This window comes from Streptomyces sp. TLI_185, from assembly GCF_003814765.1.
Taxonomy (GTDB): Bacteria; Actinomycetota; Actinomycetes; order Streptomycetales; family Streptomycetaceae; genus Streptomyces.
The window spans coordinates 2,825,859-2,843,627 of record NZ_RKRB01000001.1; the positions used below are offsets into that span (position 1 = coordinate 2,825,859).

General features: G+C 69.7%; 17 protein-coding genes. 5 read left to right on the forward strand and 12 right to left on the reverse strand.

All coding sequences use genetic code 11. The annotated features are described in order from the left end of the window. Positions 1 to 115: 115 nt before the first annotated feature. Entirely contained in the window at positions 116 to 1,387 is a 1,272-nt protein-coding gene (locus tag EDD92_RS12800; RefSeq protein ID WP_123964415.1) for an MFS transporter, read from the forward strand. Here the strand turns inward: EDD92_RS12800 and EDD92_RS12805 are convergent. The 7 genes from EDD92_RS12805 to EDD92_RS12835 form a co-directional block, all read right to left on the reverse strand. Further along, a complete protein-coding gene (locus EDD92_RS12805) occupies positions 1,377 to 2,477 on the reverse strand; it encodes a calcium:proton antiporter (protein ID WP_123964416.1) in 1,101 nt (366 codons plus the stop codon). The two genes, EDD92_RS12800 and EDD92_RS12805, sit on opposite strands and share 11 nt — an antisense overlap. Positions 2,478 to 2,547: 70 nt before the next feature. Further along, positions 2,548 to 2,850, reverse strand: a complete 303-nt coding sequence (locus EDD92_RS12810) for a hypothetical protein (protein WP_123964417.1) — start codon at positions 2,848 to 2,850, stop codon at positions 2,548 to 2,550. Positions 2,851 to 2,981: 131 nt separating this feature from the next. Then, the gene (locus EDD92_RS12815) at positions 2,982 to 3,983 is read right to left on the reverse strand and encodes a TerC/Alx family metal homeostasis membrane protein (protein WP_123964418.1); all 1,002 of its coding nucleotides are present in this window, start codon (positions 3,981 to 3,983) and stop codon (positions 2,982 to 2,984) included. Between the two features lie 227 nt (positions 3,984 to 4,210). Beyond that, positions 4,211 to 6,211, reverse strand: a complete 2,001-nt coding sequence (locus EDD92_RS12820) for a TerD family protein (protein ID WP_123964419.1) — start codon at positions 6,209 to 6,211, stop codon at positions 4,211 to 4,213. An 83-nt stretch (positions 6,212 to 6,294) separates the two neighbouring features. Continuing rightward, positions 6,295 to 6,873 (reverse strand): TerD family protein, encoded by a 579-nt coding sequence (locus EDD92_RS12825; RefSeq protein WP_030933261.1) that lies wholly within the window; start codon positions 6,871 to 6,873, stop codon positions 6,295 to 6,297. 160 nt (positions 6,874 to 7,033) lie between these two features. Next, entirely contained in the window at positions 7,034 to 9,178 is a 2,145-nt protein-coding gene (gene uvrB / locus EDD92_RS12830) for an excinuclease ABC subunit UvrB (RefSeq protein WP_123964420.1), read from the reverse strand. A 40-nt stretch (positions 9,179 to 9,218) separates the two neighbouring features. Further along, complete coding sequence (locus EDD92_RS12835; protein ID WP_123964421.1) at positions 9,219 to 10,085, reverse strand: MHYT domain-containing protein; 867 nt, start codon at positions 10,083 to 10,085, stop codon at positions 9,219 to 9,221. 280 nt (positions 10,086 to 10,365) lie between these two features. Here EDD92_RS12835 and EDD92_RS12840 point away from each other — a divergent pair, with 280 nt between their 5' ends. The 3 genes from EDD92_RS12840 to fdhA all read left to right on the forward strand — a co-directional run bounded on the left by EDD92_RS12840 (position 10,366) and on the right by fdhA (position 13,186). Next, the gene (locus EDD92_RS12840) at positions 10,366 to 11,241 is read left to right on the forward strand and encodes a glycerophosphodiester phosphodiesterase family protein (RefSeq protein WP_123964422.1); all 876 of its coding nucleotides are present in this window, start codon (positions 10,366 to 10,368) and stop codon (positions 11,239 to 11,241) included. A 46-nt stretch (positions 11,242 to 11,287) separates the two neighbouring features. Beyond that, entirely contained in the window at positions 11,288 to 11,842 is a 555-nt protein-coding gene (locus tag EDD92_RS12845; protein WP_123964423.1) for a methylated-DNA--[protein]-cysteine S-methyltransferase, read from the forward strand. A 117-nt stretch (positions 11,843 to 11,959) separates the two neighbouring features. After that, the gene (gene fdhA, locus EDD92_RS12850) at positions 11,960 to 13,186 is read left to right on the forward strand and encodes a formaldehyde dehydrogenase, glutathione-independent (protein ID WP_123964424.1); all 1,227 of its coding nucleotides are present in this window, start codon (positions 11,960 to 11,962) and stop codon (positions 13,184 to 13,186) included. 81 nt (positions 13,187 to 13,267) lie between these two features. On the opposite strand, the gene EDD92_RS12855 is transcribed toward fdhA, so the two are convergent. After that, a complete protein-coding gene (locus EDD92_RS12855; protein WP_123964425.1) occupies positions 13,268 to 13,696 on the reverse strand; it encodes a VOC family protein in 429 nt (142 codons plus the stop codon). A gap of 65 nt (positions 13,697 to 13,761) precedes the next feature. Continuing rightward, positions 13,762 to 14,556: a methyltransferase domain-containing protein gene (locus tag EDD92_RS12860; protein WP_123964426.1), complete on the reverse strand. Its 795-nt coding sequence runs from the start codon at positions 14,554 to 14,556 to the stop codon at positions 13,762 to 13,764. A gap of 253 nt (positions 14,557 to 14,809) precedes the next feature. On the opposite strand from EDD92_RS12860, the gene corA reads away from it, so the two are divergent. After that, positions 14,810 to 15,937: a magnesium/cobalt transporter CorA gene (corA, locus tag EDD92_RS12865; RefSeq protein ID WP_123964427.1), complete on the forward strand. Its 1,128-nt coding sequence runs from the start codon at positions 14,810 to 14,812 to the stop codon at positions 15,935 to 15,937. Between the two features lie 18 nt (positions 15,938 to 15,955). Here the strand turns inward: corA and EDD92_RS12870 are convergent, their stop codons facing one another. The 3 genes from EDD92_RS12870 to EDD92_RS12880 all read right to left on the reverse strand — a co-directional run bounded on the left by EDD92_RS12870 (position 15,956) and on the right by EDD92_RS12880 (position 17,681). Then, entirely contained in the window at positions 15,956 to 16,384 is a 429-nt protein-coding gene (locus tag EDD92_RS12870) for a CBS domain-containing protein (RefSeq protein ID WP_123964428.1), read from the reverse strand. A gap of 143 nt (positions 16,385 to 16,527) precedes the next feature. Then, the gene (locus EDD92_RS12875; protein ID WP_123964429.1) at positions 16,528 to 16,941 is read right to left on the reverse strand and encodes a PPOX class F420-dependent oxidoreductase; all 414 of its coding nucleotides are present in this window, start codon (positions 16,939 to 16,941) and stop codon (positions 16,528 to 16,530) included. A 98-nt stretch (positions 16,942 to 17,039) separates the two neighbouring features. Then, positions 17,040 to 17,681: a uridine kinase gene (locus EDD92_RS12880; RefSeq protein WP_185124001.1), complete on the reverse strand. Its 642-nt coding sequence runs from the start codon at positions 17,679 to 17,681 to the stop codon at positions 17,040 to 17,042. Positions 17,682 to 17,769: the final 88 nt, after the last annotated feature.

Genomic DNA, 17,769 nt, shown 5'->3' on the forward strand with positions numbered 1-17,769 from the left:
GCATCACCGTCCCGTACCGGCGAGGCCCGATCACGCCTGTGCGCCCCCGTAACCCGCTGTCACCGTGGGTAGTTGACGCGGCATGCACGACGTACGCACCGTAATGAGACCCTCCATGCTGCGGCTCGCGGCCGCCTCGCTCGCCGGGACGGCCATCGAGTTCTACGACTTCTTCGTCTACGGGACCGCTGCGGCGCTGGTCCTGGGGCCGCTGTTCTTCCCGGCGTTCTCACCGGTGGCGGGGATGCTGGCCGCCTTCGTCACGTTCGGCGTGGGGTTCGTGGCGCGGCCGCTGGGCTCGGTGCTGTTCGGGCACATCGGGGACCGGCGCGGACGCCGGCCGGTCCTGGTCGGTTCGCTGCTGCTGACCGGCGCTGCCACGGTCGCAGTCGGCTGTGTGCCGACGTACGAGTCGATCGGTGTGGCCGCCCCCGCGCTGCTCCTGGTGCTGCGTTTTCTGCAGGGGCTGGGGCTGGGCGGGGAGTGGGGCGGGGCCGTGCTGCTCACCGCCGAGCACGCGCCCGCCGAACGGCGTGCCCTGTGGTCGAGCTTCCCGCAGGTCGGGCCGGCCCTGGGGTTCCTGCTCGCCAATGGTGTGGTGCTGGCGCTGTCGGCGACGCTGTCCGACGCGCAGTTCGCCCAGTGGGGATGGCGGGTGCCGTTCTGGGCGGCGGGTGTGCTGGCCGCGGCGGGGCTGTGGCTGCGGTCGTCGCTCGCCGAGAGCCCCAGCTTCCTGGAGATCGACAACCACGCGCGCGTGCCGTTCGCGGAGGTCGTGCGCGGCCACTGGCGGCTCGTCCTGCTGACGGCCGGGGCGCTCTCCGTCGGGTACGCGATCTTCTACACCGTGACGACCTGGTCCCTCGCGTACGCGACGGAGCGGCTCGGGGTCAGCCGTACGGTCATGTTGACCTGCATCATGGCCGCGGTGGTGGTGATGGGCGCGCTCACCCCGCCGGCCGCGCTGCTCGGGGACCGCTACGGGCGGCGGCCGATGTGCCTGGCCGGGTGCACCGCTGCCACTGCTTGGATGTTTCCGACGGTCTACCTCCTCGCGACCGGTGAGCCGCTGCTGATGTTCGCCGGCTTCCTGGGGGCGCTGCTCGCGTTCGTCACGATGTTCGGGGTGATCGCCGCGTATCTGCCCGAGCTGTACGAGCCGCGGGTGCGCTGCACGGGAGCGGCTGTCGGCTACAACCTCGGCGGGGTACTCGGTGGCGCGCTCACGCCGATCGCGGCGACGGCGCTGGCCGGGCACGGCGGCCGGGTCCCGTGGGGCGTGGGGGCCTATCTGACGGGGATCGCGCTGCTGAGCCTGGGGTGCTTCGCGCTGCTGCCGGAGACGCGGCCGGTGGCGGTGGCCGTTGCGGAGCCGGTCATGGATTGACGGCGAGCTCCAAGTACGCCGCGAACAGCACCAGATGGACCCCGCCCTGCAACGGCGTGGCCCGGCCAGGCACCACGGTCAAGGAGCTCACCACCACGGTCAGGGCGAGCAGCACCATGTGCGTGGAGCCGAGGCCGAGGACGAGCGGGCCGGAGAGCCAGATGGATGCCAGGGCGACGGCGGGGATGGTCAGGCCGATGCTGGCCATGGCGGAGCCGAGGGCCAGGTTCAGGCTGGTCTGCACCCGGTCGCGGCGGGCGGAGCGCAGGGCCGCGATGGTCTCGGGGAGCAGCACCAGCAGGGCGATGATCACGCCGACGACCGCGTGGTGCAGTCCGGCGGCCTCCACTGCGGACTCGATGGTGGGCGACACACCCTTGGCCAGTCCGACCACGCCGATCAGCGCGAGACCGAGCAGGGCCAGGCTCATCCACGCGGTGCGGACGGTCGGGGTGTCCGCGTGGTCGTCGGCGGTGATCACCCCGCCCTGGCGGCTGATGGGCAGGAAGTAGTCGCGGTGCCGCACGGTCTGGGTCGCGACGAACAGGCCGTAAAGGATCAGCGAGGAGATCGCGGCGAAGGTGAGCTGTACGCCCGAGAACTCCGGGCCCGGCTTGCTGGTGGTGAACGTCGGCAGCACCAGGCTGAGCGTGGCCAGGGTGGCGACGGTGGCGAGCGCGGCGCCGGTGCCTTCGGGGTTGAAGACCGCGGTGCCGTGACGCACGGAGGCGACCAGCAGACAGAGGCCGACAATGCCGTTGCAGGTGATCATCACCGCCGCGAAGACCGTGTCCCTGGCCAGGGTCGAGCTCTTGCCGCCGCCGTCTGCCATCAGGGTGACGATCAGGGCGACCTCGATGACCGTGACGGCGACGGCGAGCACGAGCGAGCCGAAGGGTTCGCCGACCCGGTGGGCGACCACCTCGGCATGGTGCACGGCGGCGAGGACGGCGCCGGCGAGGACGAGGGTGACCACGGCGACAACCGCGGCGGGCAGATCACGCCCCCAGGTGAAGGCCAGCAGGACGATCGCGAGCACCGGCACGACGGACGTCCACTGTGTCGTGAGCGACCTGAGCCGAGCGATCATGCAGCGATCGTGGCAGAGGCGTACGGGCCCCGCACCCGGGCGGAGCGGGGCCCCTTCGGGGGGTGCGCGGCTATTTGAGCTCGCTCATTTCCAGCAGGTCGCAGTTGGTGAACGTGCGCTCGCCAATGCTCAGTGCGCCCATCTGCTCCGCCATCTTGGTCGTCTCGGGGTCGTTGCTGTTCCGCATCGCGTCCTCGTAGGACTCGAATTCGATCAGCGCCAGATAGCGGCGGGGATTGTCCCGGTCTTTGAGGAGCATGCTGTGCGTGGGGCCGCCCGCCCGGCCGGCGTTGCGCTCCCTCGCCTCCTGCACCAACTGCTGCATCTCCTCCAGACGCTCGGTCTCGAAGGTGATGATCTGTACGAACTTCATGGGTACCTCCACGCGGCCAGGGCGCTCCCTGGCCGGGGAACGCGCTCAGGAAACAAGCAAGCACCGGGAGCGGTGGTCGGCAATTCGCCGCGCACCGCTCCCGGTGGTGGTTGTTTCTACGTCCGTCGCAGTCAGGCCTGGATGCTGTCCTTCGCAGCGCCTTCGCTCTGCGCCTGCGCCGCCTCGGCCGCCGCCTGCTTCTTTGTCGCCCTCAGGCTGGTGATGGTGGTGACGATCAGGACCGAGCAGATCACGCCGAGGGAGACCGGGATGGAGATCTCCGGGACGTGGACGCCGGACTCGTGCAGCGCGTGCAGCACCAGCTTGACGCCGATGAAGCCGAGGATGATCGACAGGCCGTAGCTGAGGTGGACCAGCTTCTTCAGCAGGCCGCCGATCAGGAAGTACAGCTGCCTCAGGCCCATCAGCGCGAAGGCGTTGGCGGTGAAGACGATGTACGGGTCCTGGGTCAGGCCGAAGATCGCGGGGATCGAGTCGAGCGCGAACAGGACGTCGGTGGTGCCGATCGCGAGCATCACGACCAGCATCGGCGTCATGACCCGCTTGCCGTTCTGCTGGATCCACAGCTTGGTGCCGTGGTAGCGGTCGGCGACGCCGAAACGGCGCTCGGCGGCCTTGAGCAGCTTGTTCTCCTCGAACTCCTCGTCCTCCTCATCGGCCCGGGCCTCCTGGATGAGCTTCCAGGCGGTCCAGATGAGGAAGGCGCCGAAGAGGTAGAAGACCCACGCGAAGCTGGCGAGGATCGCCGCACCGGCGGCGATGAAGATCGCCCGCAGGACCAGGGCTATGAGGACGCCGACGAGCAGCACCCGCTGCTGGTACTGGGAGGGCACCGCGAACTTCGCCATGATCAGGACGAAGACGAAGAGGTTGTCGACGCTCAGGGACTTCTCGGTGATGAAGCCCGCGAAGAACTCGCCGCCGGCCTGGCCGCCGCCGAAGAGGAGCAGACCGAGTCCGAAGAGCCCGGCCAGGGCGATCCAGACGACCGTCCAGATCCCGGCTTCCTTGATCGAGACGTCGTGCGGCTTGCGGCCGATGAAGAAGTCGACCGCGATCAGGGCGGCAAGGCCCACGATGGTCAGGACCCACAGGGTCGGGGAAACATCCACTGCGCCTCCGGCAATACGTAACGGCAGATGACCAGCGTCGTCGCGCTGCCGGAGGTCTCTTCCACCCAGGGTGGGCCGACGCCCCGGGATCAGTTCTGATCCGTATTGACGGGTACGCCGCAGTCGACAGGGAGTACTCCCCTCCGTGAGGACTACAGTACCCCAATCACCAAGGGAAGGTAAAGCAATTAGCAAAGGAGAGGTCAAAGAGCCTGCTCAGGGCACCTTTACCGGTACTTGGTGCGAGCCGCTGCCACCTGGGTGAGCACCTGCTGGAGCACCTGGCTGCCGGGCGGCACCAGGGCCGGCTCGTAGGTCCAGGCATGGCCGACCCACGGGTCGGCGAGATGGTCGTCGGGCAGCGCGGTGAGGCGCAGCAGCGAATGCCACAGGGGGTCGAGAAGGGGCCCGTAGCCGGCGGCCTCCTTGCGGTCCGCGACCATCATCAGGTGGACGCCCACGGCCGGGCCCTCGTCCGCGAGGTAGCGCAGCTGGGTCACCGCCCGGTCGTCGAAGCCGTGCGGGAAGTCGTTGACGATCAGGAGCTGCTCGGCGGTGTCCAGGCCGGGCGGGAGCGAGTCGGCCGCACCGCCGCGCACCGCCATCTGCACCAGGTCGACGCGCTGGGTGAGTCGGGTCAGGACGTCCGTCACGCCCGCCGCGCCCAGGGCGGGTGGGCTCGCCAGCACGCCGCTGTGCACCAGCGGTGCGAGCGCCTGGGCTGCGGAGCCGGCCGGGTCGATGACATACACGCTGAACTCGCCCGCCGGATAGACGGCAAGCAGACGTGCCGCGAGCGCCACCGCGGTGTCCATCGCAAGGCGCCCCGGCTCATGGGCGTTTGCGGAGGGGTCGTCGAGTGATGCGGGACGTCCGCTGTCGATCCACAGGCCGCGTTCGAGCGGCAGGCGGACCAGCATCGGGATGCGCAGCAGCTCGCTCTCGGGCAGGGAGAGGTCGCCCAGGCGCAGGGCCATGGGGATCTCCATCGGCACCCGGTAGCCGTGCCAGACGGGGTTGTCCCAGCGCGCGAACGCGGGCGGCAGCGCGGGCTCGACGACCTCGGCCTCGGCGGCGAGCTGGGCGAGGTCCCGGTCGAGGGCCGCCCTGGCCTGGTCGACGAGCTGCGCGTGCTTGGCGCGGGCCCCTTCCCGCGCGGCATCGCCCTGTCCGCCGATTCTGTTGCGCGGGTCGGAAAGGGCCTGGTCGAGCTCCTTCTCCATGCGCGAGTCGGCGAAGTCGACGGCGCTGCGGTAGGCGGCCGTGGTGCGGGCCAGGTCTTCGAACATGCCCCAGACCTGGTTGTACAACCGCTCGTCCATGGACCAGCCGGTCGCGTCGCCCGCGACCGGCGGCGCGGGCCGTCCGGGCGGGGCCGGGGGCGCGGTCGGCGGGGGCGGTGGCGGCGCGGCGGCCTGCCGGCCCGGATGGCTGTAGTTGACCGGGCCTCCGGCGGTGGGCGAGGACGGCTGTGTGACCGCGGAAGGATCCGCCGGGTATCCGGGCTGGGTGCTCTCTGGTCCATACGGAGATGTGGGCTGAGGGGGTACGGGACCGGGGGCGCCCTGGGGTGCCGCGGGGACGCCCTGGTCGGGCCCGTGCGCCGGTGCGGCGGCCTGGCGTGTGCGGTCCCCGTCCGCGCTGCGCTGCGGGGGTGCAGGCACCGAGCGGGCCAGGCCCTGCGCCACTGCCTCGTGGATGGTGCCCGCGAGGCGGTGGGCCTCGGGCAGGCCCTGGTCGGCGAGGAGCTCGGCGAGGCCGCCCGCGTAGCCCTGGCCGACGGCACGCACCTTCCAGGCGCCCTGTCGGCGGTAGAGCTCCAGGGCGACGACGGCACACTCGGCGTCCAGGCCGGTGATCGTGTAGCTGGCGACCTCGGTGCCGTCGAGGCCGGTGACCGCGACGAAGGGGGCGGTGACCGTGCCGAAGCGGATCGGGCCTCCGCCGCCCGCCGTGGGCAGGGCGAGCAGCACATTGACCCGGTGCACGGCCTCCGGCATGGCGTCCAGGTCCACCGCGAGACGGTGGTCGGCGGCCGCCTGCTTGGAGACCTCGAGCCCGGGCAGGGTGGGCGCGCCCGGGTGGGCCACCCATTCGACGCCGCGGGCCTTGCCGTTCTCGTCGCTGAGCGTGGCCGAGGCCACGATCGGCGTGCCGGCCGCAACCCGGATCTCGAGACGGGACTGGGAGAGCGGGTGGTTCTGCCCCCGCACCAGCTCGGCCGTCATCGCCCTCGTCCCCCTGTGTCGCTGGTGTGTCGTGTCGTGTGCCGCCAGGGCCTGTCTTTGCGGCAGGCCCTGGCGCGGTGGCTCTACAGGTGCGGCAGGATCGCCGGCATCAGGTCCTGGAAGGTGCGGCCGTTGGCCGGGGTGCCGAGGGCCGTCATCGTCCAGCCCGGGCCCGAGCGGTGCACCTTCGCCATGATCTGGGCCGTGTAGGCGCCGCCGCCCGCCAGCGTGTAGCGGGCGAGCTCCTGGCCGTTGGTCTCGTCGACCAGGCGGCAGAACGCGTTCTGCACCTCCTGGAACGTCTGGCCGGTGAAGGAGTTCACGGTGAAGACGATCTGGTCGATGTGGACCGGGATGCGCGCCAGGTCGACGAGGATCGCCTCGTCGTCGCCGCCCTGGCCGACACCGCCGACGAGGTTGTCACCGGTGTGGCGCACGGAGCCGTCGTCGCTCACCAGGTGGCGGAAGAAGACGACGTCGACCGGCTGCTTGTCGGCGAACAGGACGGCGGAGGCGTCCAGGTCGATCTCCCGGGTGCGCGAGCCGAACAGGCCGCGCCGCGGAGCCGCCTGCCAGCCGAGACCCATACGGACCGCGGTCAGGCTGCCTCCGTCGTTCTTCTGCAGACTGATGGCCTGACCCTTGGTCATGTTGACGGTCACGCGCTGATTCCCCTCTCGAACTGTCCCCTGTTGCCGCAGAGTCCGCGGTTGACCAAAACCCTACGCAGGGCCGCCGAGAGTGCCGCACCCCGACCCGTACTTTGTGTCGGTCTTGCAACACAGAGCGCGTATGCCGAGGTCCGGCGGCGGCAGCGGGTGGTCAGGCCAGCCCCGCCTCCCTCATCTGGCGCAGTTCCTTCTTCATCTCGGAGACCTCGTCGCGCAGCCGGGCCGCGATCTCGAACTGGAGGTCGGCGGCGGCGGCGCGCATGCGCGCCGTCATCTCCTCGATCTGGTCGGCGAGTTCGGCGGCGGGACGGTCGGTCGGGACCGTCTCCTTGGCCTTGCCCTTGCCCTTGGCGGTCTTGGCAACGCCGGCCGCCTTGGAGCCGAGGGCGGGCACGGGTGCCTTCGCGCCCTTGCCGTCCTTCAGCTTGCGGTAGCCCGAGCCGAGCAGCTGCTCCGTGTCGACGTCCTCGCGGGCGATCTGGGCGACGATGTCGTTGATCTTCTTGCGGAGCGGCTGGGGGTCGATGCCGTTCGCCGTGTTGTACGCGACCTGCTTCTCCCGGCGGCGGTTGGTCTCCTCGATGGCCTTCTCCATCGCCGGGGTGATCTTGTCGGCGTACATGTGAACCTGGCCGGAGACGTTGCGCGCGGCGCGGCCGATGGTCTGGATCAGCGACGTACCGGAGCGCAGGAAGCCCTCCTTGTCGGCGTCGAGGATGGCCACCAGGGACACCTCGGGCAGGTCGAGGCCCTCGCGCAGCAGGTTGATGCCGACCAGCACGTCGAACTCGCCCGAGCGCAGTTCGCGCAGCAGCTCGACGCGGCGCAGGGTGTCGACGTCGCTGTGCAGATAGCGGACCTGGATGCCGAGCTCCAGGAAGTAGTCCGTGAGGTCCTCGGCCATCTTCTTGGTGAGGGTGGTGACCAGGACGCGCTCGTCCTTCTCGGTGCGCGTGCGGATCTCGTGCACCAGGTCGTCGATCTGGCCCTCGGTGGGCTTGACCACGACCTCCGGGTCGATCAGGCCGGTGGGACGGATGATCTGCTCCACGGCGCCGTCCCCGCGCGAGAGCTCGTACTTGCCCGGAGTTGCCGACAGATAGACCGTCTGCCCGATGCGCTCCTGGAACTCCTCCCACTTCAGGGGCCGGTTGTCGAGCGCGGAGGGCAGCCGGAAGCCGTGGTCCACGAGGGTGCGCTTGCGGGAGGCATCGCCCTCGTACATCGCGCCGATCTGCGGGACGGTGACGTGGGACTCGTCGATGACGAGGAGGAAGTCGTCCGGGAAGTAGTCGAGCAGGGTGTTCGGCGGGGAGCCGGGCGAACGGCCGTCGAAGTGCATCGAGTAGTTCTCGACGCCGGAGCAGGAGCCGATCTGGCGGAGCATCTCGAGGTCGTACGTGGTGCGCATCCGCAGGCGCTGGGCCTCCAGGAGCTTGCCCTGCTTCTCCAGCTCGGCCAGCCGCTCGCCGAGCTCCTTCTCGATGTCGTTGACGGCCCGCTCCAGGCGCTCCGGTCCCGCCACGTAGTGGGTGGCCGGGAAGATGTACAGCTGCTGGTCGTCGCTGATGATCTCGCCGGTGAGGGGGTGGAGCGTGGAGAGGGCCTCGATCTCGTCGCCGAACATCTCGATGCGGACGGCGAGTTCCTCGTAGACCGGGAAGATCTCGATGGTGTCGCCGCGGACGCGGAAGGTGCCCCGGGTGAAGGCCAGGTCGTTGCGGGTGTACTGGATGTCGACGAAGCGGCGCAGCAGCTGGTCGCGGTCGATCTCGTCGCCGACCCTGAGCGGGACCATGCGGTCCACGTACTCCTGCGGCGTGCCGAGGCCGTAGATGCAGGACACCGAGGCGACCACGACGACGTCGCGGCGGGTGAGCAGCGAGTTGGTCGCGGAGTGGCGCAGGCGCTCGACCTCCTCGTTGATCGAGGAGTCCTTCTCGATGTAGGTGTCCGACTGCGGGACGTAGGCCTCGGGCTGGTAGTAGTCGTAGTACGAGACGAAGTACTCGACCGCGTTGTTCGGCAGCAGCTCGCGGAATTCGTTCGCCAGCTGGGCGGCCAGGGTCTTGTTCGGCGCCATCACGAGGGTGGGGCGCTGAAGCTTCTCGATCATCCACGCGGTGGTGGCGGACTTGCCGGTGCCGGTCGCGCCGAGCAGGACGACGTCCTTCTCGCCTGCCTCGATGCGCCGGGCGAGCTCGGCGATGGCCTGCGGCTGGTCGCCGCTGGGCTGGTAGGGGCTGACGACCTCGAAGGGCGCCACCGTGCGTTCGATGTTGGAAACGGGCCGCATGGAATCAACCGTACGACCCGGCACTGACAACGCGGGCCGATCAGCGGTTCTGCGGGGTGCGGGAGCTGCGTCGGCTTGGCTGCCGGGCCGGGCGGAGCGCGGGGCGGTGGGCCGGGTGGTGGACGGCCGGGTGGGCGGGGACGCCCGGCTTGTTCTCGACGGGGGCCAGGGCGGGCTTGCCCATGACCATCAGCGGGTCGAACATCACGACCACGGCGGCGAGCAGGAGGAAGGCGAGCGGGCCGATCAGCATGGGCCACAGCAGTGTGGCGGGCGAGTCCCCGGAGGCGGGTGCGGTCGTGCCGTGGAGGTGGACGCTGAGGGCTGCCATGCCCGTGTAGTGCATGCCGCTGACGGCGAGCCCCATGACGAGGCTCGCACCCACGCTCCACAGGAAGCCTCTGACCTGTCCGGCCGCCCACAGGGCGGCGGTGGCGGCCACCATCGCGATGACGACGGAGACGGCGACGGTCACCGTGTTGTACCCCAGCTTTCCGTTCAGGCGCATTCCCGCCATGCCCAGATAGTGCATCGAGGCGATTCCCAGGCCGGTGATCGTGCCCCCGGTGAACAGGGCCGTTCCCTTCGCCCCCTTGTAACCGACGATGAAGATCCCGATGCCCACCATGACGATGGCGACACCGAGGCTGGCGAACGTGGTCGCCTTGTCGTAGTGGATCGGCGCCTGTTTGACCGTGAACCCCATCATCGCGACGAAGTGCATGGTCCATATGCCGGAGCCGATGGCCGCCGACCCGAGGGCCAGCCAGCCGGGCCGCCAGGATTGGGTGACGAGCATGGATCTGGTCGTGCAACGCAGCCCCAGGGCGCCACCGAGGGAGGCCATGAGATAGGCCACCACCGGTGTGACGAGTCCGTAGCTGAATCCGTCGACCGTGCCTTGCATGCGCGGCTGCCCTTCCCGCCCTCTTACGTCCCGGAATTCCCTGAAATGCGCCCCCTCCCAGGACCGCCCGAGCGGTCAGGGTTGAGGCAGAGAGTATGACCCCCACCAGAATGGTCGAACGATTTTCCGGCAAAGAAACACGTCGTTGCCCCAGTTGTGCGGCCGCAGTGTGCGGACTTGGGCGACTCCATTCATTGTGTGGTCGTTCTGTACCCCACCGTCGTCGACGCTCTGCTGTCACAGTTGAGCTGTCCGTGTTCATACGACACGAGGAGTACGCATGTACGCGCGCGCAGTCGCCGCCATCACCACCGCGCTCCTGGGGACCGCCGGCCTCCTGCTGCCCGGCTCCGCCGCGCGGGCCGGCGACGTCGACGAACTGCCCCTGGTCATCGGGCACCGGGGGGCCTCCGCCTATGCGCCCGAGAACACGCTGGCCTCCATCGACAAGGCGGCCCGGCTGGGCATCGCGTGGGTGGAGAACGACGTGCAGCGCACCAAGGACGGCGAGCTCGTCGTGATCCACGACGACAGCCTGCAGCGCACGACCGACGTCGAGGAGGTCTTCCCCTGCCGGACGTCCTGGGACGTGAAGGACTTCACCGCCGCCGAGATCGCGCGCCTCGACGCGGGAAGCTGGTTCGGACGCCGGTATGCGGGCGCGCGCGTGCCGACGCTGGACGCGTACATGCGCCGTGTCGAGCACAACCACCAGAAGCTGCTGCTCGAGATCAAGAATCCCGAGCTGTACCCGGGCATCGAACAGCAGACCCTGAAGGTGCTCGGCAACGACGGCTGGCTCGACCCGCAGCACCTGGCCGGCCGGCTTGTCGTGCAGAGCTTCAGCGCGGACAGCCTGCGCATCGTCCACGACCTGAAGCCCGCCGTCAGGACGGGCTTCCTCGGTACACCGCACCTCTCGGACCTGCCCGCCTACGCGCGCTTCACCGACGGGATCAATCCCTCGTTCGGCTCGATCTCGGCGGGTTACGTCTCCGCCGCGCACGACTTCACGGGGCCGCATGGTAGACCGCTCAACGTCTTCACATGGACCGTGAACGACGCGGACACCGCCCGGCAGGTCACCCGGTACGGCGTGAACGGCATCATCACCAACGAGCCCGACGTGGTCCGGGCCGCCCTGCAGGCGCCCTGAGCCCCGTTCCCCGGGCGTTGTCAGTGGCGGGTCGTACGGTGGGCGCATGGACAGCGATGGGCAGTACGAACAGCAGGTCGTGTGGGCGGTGGTCGGCACCGGGATCGGTCCGCTGCTGCTTGCCGCGACCCGCGAGGGCCTGGTCAACGTCGTGTTCCATGCCACGGACGGGGTGCGTGACAAGGCGCTCGAGCGGCTGGCGTCGCGGCTGGGCCGCGAGCCCGTCGAGGCACCCGACTCGCCCCTGCTGGCCGAGGCGATACGGCAGGTCGAGGCGTACTTCGCGGGCGAGCGGCGCGACTTCGAGCTGCCGCTGGACTGGTCGCTGATCTCAGGCTTCAACCGGCAGGTGCTGCGCGAGCTGGTCTCGGGGGTGCCGTACGGCGCGGTGGTGGGCTACGGCGACCTGGCCGGGCGGGTGGGTCAGCCGGGCGCGGCCCAGGCGGTGGGGATGGCAATGGGGTCCAATCCGCTGCCGGTCGTCGTGCCCTGTCACCGGGTGGTGGAGAGCGACGGGGGCATCGGCGGGTTCGGGGGCGGATTGGAGACCAAGCGCAAGCTGCTCGCGCTGGAGGGGGTCCTGCCCGAGCCGCTGTTCTGAGACACCGGCTCCGGGGGCGCGCGAAGGGTGGTCGGGAAGCGGAGGCGGTAGCAGACTCCGCCATGCGCACAGCCACTGGCATCCGAGGGTTCGGAGCCGAAGGGACGGCGATCACGCATGAGCGGAAACAGGGCAGTCGCGTATCTCAAGCCGGGCGCGGTGGAAGTCAGGACCATCGACTACCCGACGCTTGAACTCCAGGACGGGCCGGGGGTCGCACCCGAGAACGTCGGCCGCAAGTGCCGGCACGGTGTGATCCTCAAGGTGCTCGCCACCAACATCTGTGGAAGCGACCAGCACATGGTGCGCGGGCGGACGACCGCACCGGAGGGGCTGGCGCTCGGACACGAGATCACCGGAGAGGTCGTCGAACGGGGTCCGGACGTCGAGTTCATCGACGTCGGCGACATCGTCTCCGTACCGTTCAACATCGCCTGCGGGCGGTGCCGCAACTGCAAGGAGCGCAAGACCGGCATCTGCCTGAACGTCAACCCGGCCCGTCCCGGGGCGGCGTACGGCTACGTCGACATGGGCGGCTGGGTCGGCGGTCAGGCCGAGTACGCCATGGTCCCGTACGCGGACTTCAACCTGCTGAAGTTCCCGGACCGGGAGGAGGCGCGCGAGAAGCTGCTGGATCTGACCATGCTGTCGGACATCTTCCCGACCGGCTTCCACGGCGTGGTGTCCTCGGGCGCCGGGGTCGGCTCGACGGTGTACGTCGCCGGGGCGGGTCCGGTCGGTCTCGCCGCGGCCGCGTCGGCGCAGTTGCTGGGCGCCGCCGTGGTCGTCGTCGGCGACCTCAATGCCGAACGCCTCGCGCAGGCACGGAGCTTCGGCTGCGAGACCGTCGACGTCTCCCAGGGCAGCGTCGAGGACCAGCTCGTGCAGATCCTCGGCGAGCCCGAGGTGGACGCGGCGGTCGACGCGGTCGGTTTCGAGGCACGGGCACACGGCAAGGACGCCCCCGAAGCGCCCGCTACAGTGCTCAACTCGCTGATGGGCATCACACGCGCGGGCGGTGCGCTGGGCATCCCCGGGCTGTATGTCACGGACGACCCCGGCGGGATCGACGAGGACGCGAAGTCCGGGACGCTGAAGGTGCGGCTCGGGCTCGGCTGGGCCAAGAGTCATCACTTCACGACCGGACAGTGCCCGGTGATGAAGTACCACCGCAGCCTGATGATGGCGATCCTGCACGGGCGCGTGCACATCGCCAAGGCGGTCAACGCGACCGTCATCGGCCTGGAGGACGCACCGCGCGGTTACGCGGAGTTCGACCAGGGTGCCAGCCGCAAGTACGTGCTCGATCCACACGGAGCACTGACCGGCGTACGTCCCGTCTGAACTCCTGAACAGCAGGACGGGCAAGGGATATGGGGTGCCCGCGCGCGCGTGGGCACCTCGCTGGTCCGCCCGGGCACCTCGCTAGTCGTAGTGCCGGGCCTCGAAGACGTTTCCGTCCGGGTCGCGGAAGTAGAAGCTGCGCCTGGCCTTTCCGCGGGCGCCGTAGGAGTCGTAGGAGAACTCGGAGACGGGGACGGCGCGTTCCTCGAGGCGGCTGTGCAGGGCGTCGAAGTCGTCGCCGGGCAGGGCCAGGCAGACGTGGTTGACGGGGTGGCCCGCGCTGTCGGCGGCACCGGGGAGCATCTTCATCTGCTCCGCCATGGAGTGGGGCATGAGGTCGAGGATGGTCTCGTCGTTGAGCCGTACAGAGGGGAACGACGCCTTCCCCGCGGAGAACTCGGTGATCCTCAGGGGGCGCAGTCCGACCGCCTTCTCGTAGAAGTCGGCCGAGGCGACCGGGTCGTGTACCCACAGGACGACATGGTCGAGACGTGTCGTGTTGTCCGTCATGTTCTTCAGGCTGGTACCGCCTCCCCCGGACCGCAAGGGTGTGACCGGAGCTCCCGGTCGCGGGGCTATGCCTTGCTCCCCCACGCCGAGATCATCGGGGCCGTGGCCAGGTCCATCCCGCCGGCCTCGATGTTCGCCAGGTGGCGGTCGATGTCCTCGTTCGTGGCGAGGTTCGCGGTGACGAGGGTGTCGCGGATCTGGCGGATCGTGGCCGACTCGAGGGCGGCACAGGCCGGGGAGGCGAGGGGGAAGTACGCATCGGCCTCGACGCCGCGCAGGCCGGCCTCGCGGAGCAGGCGTGGCAGGCGGCGGCCGTAGGAGAGGTCGGCGCCACGGTCGGCGAGCAGCCGGCGGAACCCGTGCCGCAGACGGTTGGCGAGTCGTTGCTCGGGGCCGTGTTCGTCGGGGCAGACCAGGGGCTGCAGGGCCGGGTCGGCGTCCTCGATCAGTAGCCGGCCGCCGGGACGCAGGGCCTTGATCATCGACTGCAAGGCCCGTTCGCGGTCCGGCACATGGACGAGGACCAGCCGGGCGTGCACCAGGTCGAAGCCCTCGTCCGGAGGTTCCTCGGCGCCCACGTCGTGGACGCGCACCTCCACCGGCGGGCGGGCCACGGAGGCGAGCAGCGACGTGTCGATGTCGGTGGCGAGGACCTGTCCGGTCGGGCCGACCTTCTCTGCCAGCCAGGACACCACGGAGGTGCCGCCCGCGCCGACCTCCCAGCAGCGCCGGCCGGAGTCGATGCCGAGCCCTTCCAGGTGCCGGAAGGTGGTGGGGTCGAAGAGGGTGGCGAAGGCCTCGAAGCGCTCTCCCGCCTCCGTCTGCCGGTTGTCGAGAAGATAGCCGTCGGATCGCTTCATGACGCGATCATCCCAGTTGCCCGGCTTGCCGGAAGCGGTCGACGAGTCACCTAGCGCCAGCCGGGCAGACGTTCCCTTGTCCAACCCCTTCGTCCACAGGCGGGAACCAAACGGAATGGCCTGCTCCCACAGGCTCACCCGCCCCTTACACAGACCTGGCAAACTGGCGCGCCAAGGCACAGACAGGCGGCTCACCACGGGGGCGAACCGCAAACCGCGCATCGAGCCCGGAGATCCACGCAAGGAGATCCAGATGTCCATGGCAGGGAATCTGCGGAAGGTCACCCACCTCAGCGGGGTCGGCGGCCTGCGCAAGGTGGCACGGCTGGCCAGGCGGCGGCCACGCGTCGACCTGAGTCACCCGGCCCGGTCCCCGCTGGGCTCTTCGGTGGTGAACTGTGTGACGTACCGGGACGGCGCACGGGTGCCCGGGGGCAGTGATCTGGTCGACACCGTGGAGCGGGTGCGGAAAAACGGTGACGGGTTCGTGTGGCTGGGTCTGCACGAGCCGACGGACCAGGAGTTCGCGGGCATCGCCGAGCTCTTCGATCTGCATCCGCTGGCGGTCGAGGACGCGGTCGAGGCCCATCAGCGCCCCAAGCTGGAACGCTACGGCGAGACGCTGTTCGCGGTGTTCAAGACGGTCTGCTACGTCGAACACGAGGAGCTGACGGCGACCAGCGAGGTGGTGAACACCGGCGAGATCATGGTGTTCGTCGGCGTGGACTTCGTGATCACGGTCCGGCACGGGATGCACGGTTCGCTGGGCCCGCTGCGCGAGGAGCTGGAGGCCGACCCGCAGCAGCTCGCGAAGGGACCGGCCGCGGTGCTGCACGCGATCGCGGACCATGTGGTCGACGACTATCTGCACGTCACCGACTCGGTGCAGGCGGACATCGACCAGGTGGAGATGGACGTGTTCGCGGAGAACGGAGCGCGGGCCGACCCCGGCCGGATCTACCAGCTCAAGCGTGAACTCCTGGAGCTGAAGCGGGCCGTGGTCCCCCTCGCCCGCCCCATCGAGGACCTTGCGACCCGGCCGATCCGAGTGGTCGCCCCGGAGATACAGGCCTACTTCAGGGACGTCCTCGACCACCTCATGCGGGCGAAGGAGCAGATCGCCTCCTTCGACGAGCTGCTCAACTCGATCCTGCAGGCCCATCTCGCGCAGGTCACGGTCGCGCAGAACGAGGACATGCGGAAGATCACGGCCTGGGCCGCGGTGATCGCCGTACCGACGATGGTCTGCGGTGTGTACGGCATGAACTTCGATCACATGCCGGAGCTGCACTGGAGGTTCGGATACCCCCTGGTCATAGGCGTGATGGTGGCGGCCTGCCTGGTGCTGTACCGCGGTTTCCGGCGCAGCGGCTGGCTGTGAGGCGCTCCGTCGGGCGGGTCAGCGCGTCGTGCTCCGCGCGTACACGCTGTGGGCGAAGTCGGCGATCTGCCCCTCCGTCAGGTGCCGGGCCACGTCGGCCTCGCTGATCATGCCGACCAGCCGCTTGTTCTCGATGACGGGGAGCCGGCGGATCTGGTGGTCCTGCATCTCCCGGAGCACGTCACCGACGTCGGCGTTCGCGTCGATCCAGCGCGGGGTGCCGTGGGCCATCTCGCCGGCGGTGACCTTCGCCGGGTCGTGGCCCATGGCCACGCAGCCGATGACGATGTCGCGGTCGGTGAGGATGCCGCAGAGCCGCTCGTTCTGGTCGCTGATGGGCAGGGCTCCGACGTTCAGTTCGCGCATCAGCTGGGCCGCGCGGTCCAGGGTCTCGTGGGCGGGGATCCACTGGGCACCACGGTGCATGATGTCTCCGGCGGTGGTCATGGAGTACCTCCCGGTGCCGGACGGCCGGCGCGATGCGGGAACGCACCGCTAGTCCCGGCGCCCTACATTCTCGCCGCGCGGCCCGGCCCGTGCACCCGGAACTCTGCGGTGACGGGCAGCCGGGGAGCGCCGTCTCAGAAACCTCAGGCAGAGAAACCCACGATCTTCCGCGGGACGATGCGGATGATCACGCGGGTCTCGTCGTCCTTCTCGCCGGGCGGGTCGATGCCGAGGTACTTGTGCGAGAGCTCGTACGGGAGCCGCTTGCCCTCGTCGGGGAGGATCTCGGCGGTGCCGCGGATCTCGACCGAGGTGTAGGGGTCGGCGAGGTCGAAGACCGAGAGGCTGATGCGGGGATCGCGGCGGAGGTTGCGCACCTTCTGGCGTCCGTCGGTGGAGGAGAAGAGCACGGTGTCGCCCTCGCGCTTGATCCAGACCACCGAGCTCTGCGGGGCGCCGTCGGGGCCGAGGGTGGCGACGCTGGCGAAGTTCTTGCCGTCGAGGAGGGTGCGGACGGAGTCGGCGAAGGGGACGGGATCACTCGAGGAGGTCGTCATGGGACCACAGTAACTACATGCGCGTGCATATAAAAGGGGGTTTGCCGATCAACCTCACCGACCAGCCGAACGGGATGGCCGACCGGCCTCTCCAATGATCAGCCCCTCCAGGCGGGATGGCGCGGGTCGTCGGCCCGTACCAGGACGTCGGCCGTGCCGGCCGGGTCGGTCTCGTCCGCGTAGCGCTCGAAGGCGGGGAGTGTCCAGTGGTCTGCCTCTGGGGTGCGGCGGCGGAGGGCGCCGGGTGAGAGGAGGACGTGGACGGTCAGGTCGAAGGGGAACCAGTGGCGCAGCAGGAGGGGGCCGTGCAGCAACAGGAAGCCGCCGGGCGGAAGTTGGGCGTAGGGAGTGCGGGTGGCGCGGTCGGTGACCGGATCCCACAGGTCGGGCAGGACACGTCCGTCGCCCCCGGGTTCGAGGGGGCCGAACACCTCGCGCCACAGGGCGCCGGTGTCCAACCAGCCGTCGTAATAGGCGTCGACGTCGTGGTGGCCGTACTCGAGGCGGACGGAGGCGGGCCGCAGAAAGCCCTCCGCGCCGACAGTCAGCGAGGGGCGGCCGCGCACGCGCAGGGCTTCGGCGACGCGTTCGGCGAGGTCGCCCGGGCGGGCTGCCGGGGCTCCGTCGAAGGCGATGCGGGGCCAGGGGCTGCCGTCGGCCGGCTTGAGGTCGAGCAGGCGCTCGGCCAGGAGGTCGCCGAGCCGGTCCCAGGTGATCGCTTCGAGTCGCACATGGCCCATGATGCGTCAGCCGTCGGCCGGGATGCTCCTCGCCCCAATACGTGGGGAGTGCGGAGGGAGAGGGGCGCAGTGGGCGCGATTTCGCGGT

What these genes read in the sequence shown, in the direction of transcription:
- EDD92_RS12800 (WP_123964415.1), top strand. Translation starts at nt 116, where the DNA reads ATGCTGCGGCTCGCGGCCGCCTCGCTCGCCGGGACGGCCATCGAGTTC.
- EDD92_RS12805 (WP_123964416.1), bottom strand. Translation starts at nt 2,477, where the DNA reads ATGATCGCTCGGCTCAGGTCGCTCACGACACAGTGGACGTCCGTCGTG.
- EDD92_RS12810 (WP_123964417.1), bottom strand. Translation starts at nt 2,850, where the DNA reads ATGAAGTTCGTACAGATCATCACCTTCGAGACCGAGCGTCTGGAGGAG.
- EDD92_RS12820 (WP_123964419.1), bottom strand. Translation starts at nt 6,211, where the DNA reads ATGACGGCCGAGCTGGTGCGGGGGCAGAACCACCCGCTCTCCCAGTCC.
- uvrB (WP_123964420.1), bottom strand. Translation starts at nt 9,178, where the DNA reads ATGCGGCCCGTTTCCAACATCGAACGCACGGTGGCGCCCTTCGAGGTC.
- EDD92_RS12835 (WP_123964421.1), bottom strand. Translation starts at nt 10,085, where the DNA reads ATGCAAGGCACGGTCGACGGATTCAGCTACGGACTCGTCACACCGGTG.
- EDD92_RS12840 (WP_123964422.1), top strand. Translation starts at nt 10,366, where the DNA reads ATGTACGCGCGCGCAGTCGCCGCCATCACCACCGCGCTCCTGGGGACC.
- EDD92_RS12845 (WP_123964423.1), top strand. Translation starts at nt 11,288, where the DNA reads ATGGACAGCGATGGGCAGTACGAACAGCAGGTCGTGTGGGCGGTGGTC.
- fdhA (WP_123964424.1), top strand. Translation starts at nt 11,960, where the DNA reads ATGAGCGGAAACAGGGCAGTCGCGTATCTCAAGCCGGGCGCGGTGGAA.
- EDD92_RS12855 (WP_123964425.1), bottom strand. Translation starts at nt 13,696, where the DNA reads ATGACGGACAACACGACACGTCTCGACCATGTCGTCCTGTGGGTACAC.
- EDD92_RS12860 (WP_123964426.1), bottom strand. Translation starts at nt 14,556, where the DNA reads ATGAAGCGATCCGACGGCTATCTTCTCGACAACCGGCAGACGGAGGCG.
- corA (WP_123964427.1), top strand. Translation starts at nt 14,810, where the DNA reads ATGTCCATGGCAGGGAATCTGCGGAAGGTCACCCACCTCAGCGGGGTC.
- EDD92_RS12870 (WP_123964428.1), bottom strand. Translation starts at nt 16,384, where the DNA reads ATGACCACCGCCGGAGACATCATGCACCGTGGTGCCCAGTGGATCCCC.
- EDD92_RS12875 (WP_123964429.1), bottom strand. Translation starts at nt 16,941, where the DNA reads ATGACGACCTCCTCGAGTGATCCCGTCCCCTTCGCCGACTCCGTCCGC.
- EDD92_RS12880 (WP_185124001.1), bottom strand. Translation starts at nt 17,681, where the DNA reads ATGGGCCATGTGCGACTCGAAGCGATCACCTGGGACCGGCTCGGCGAC.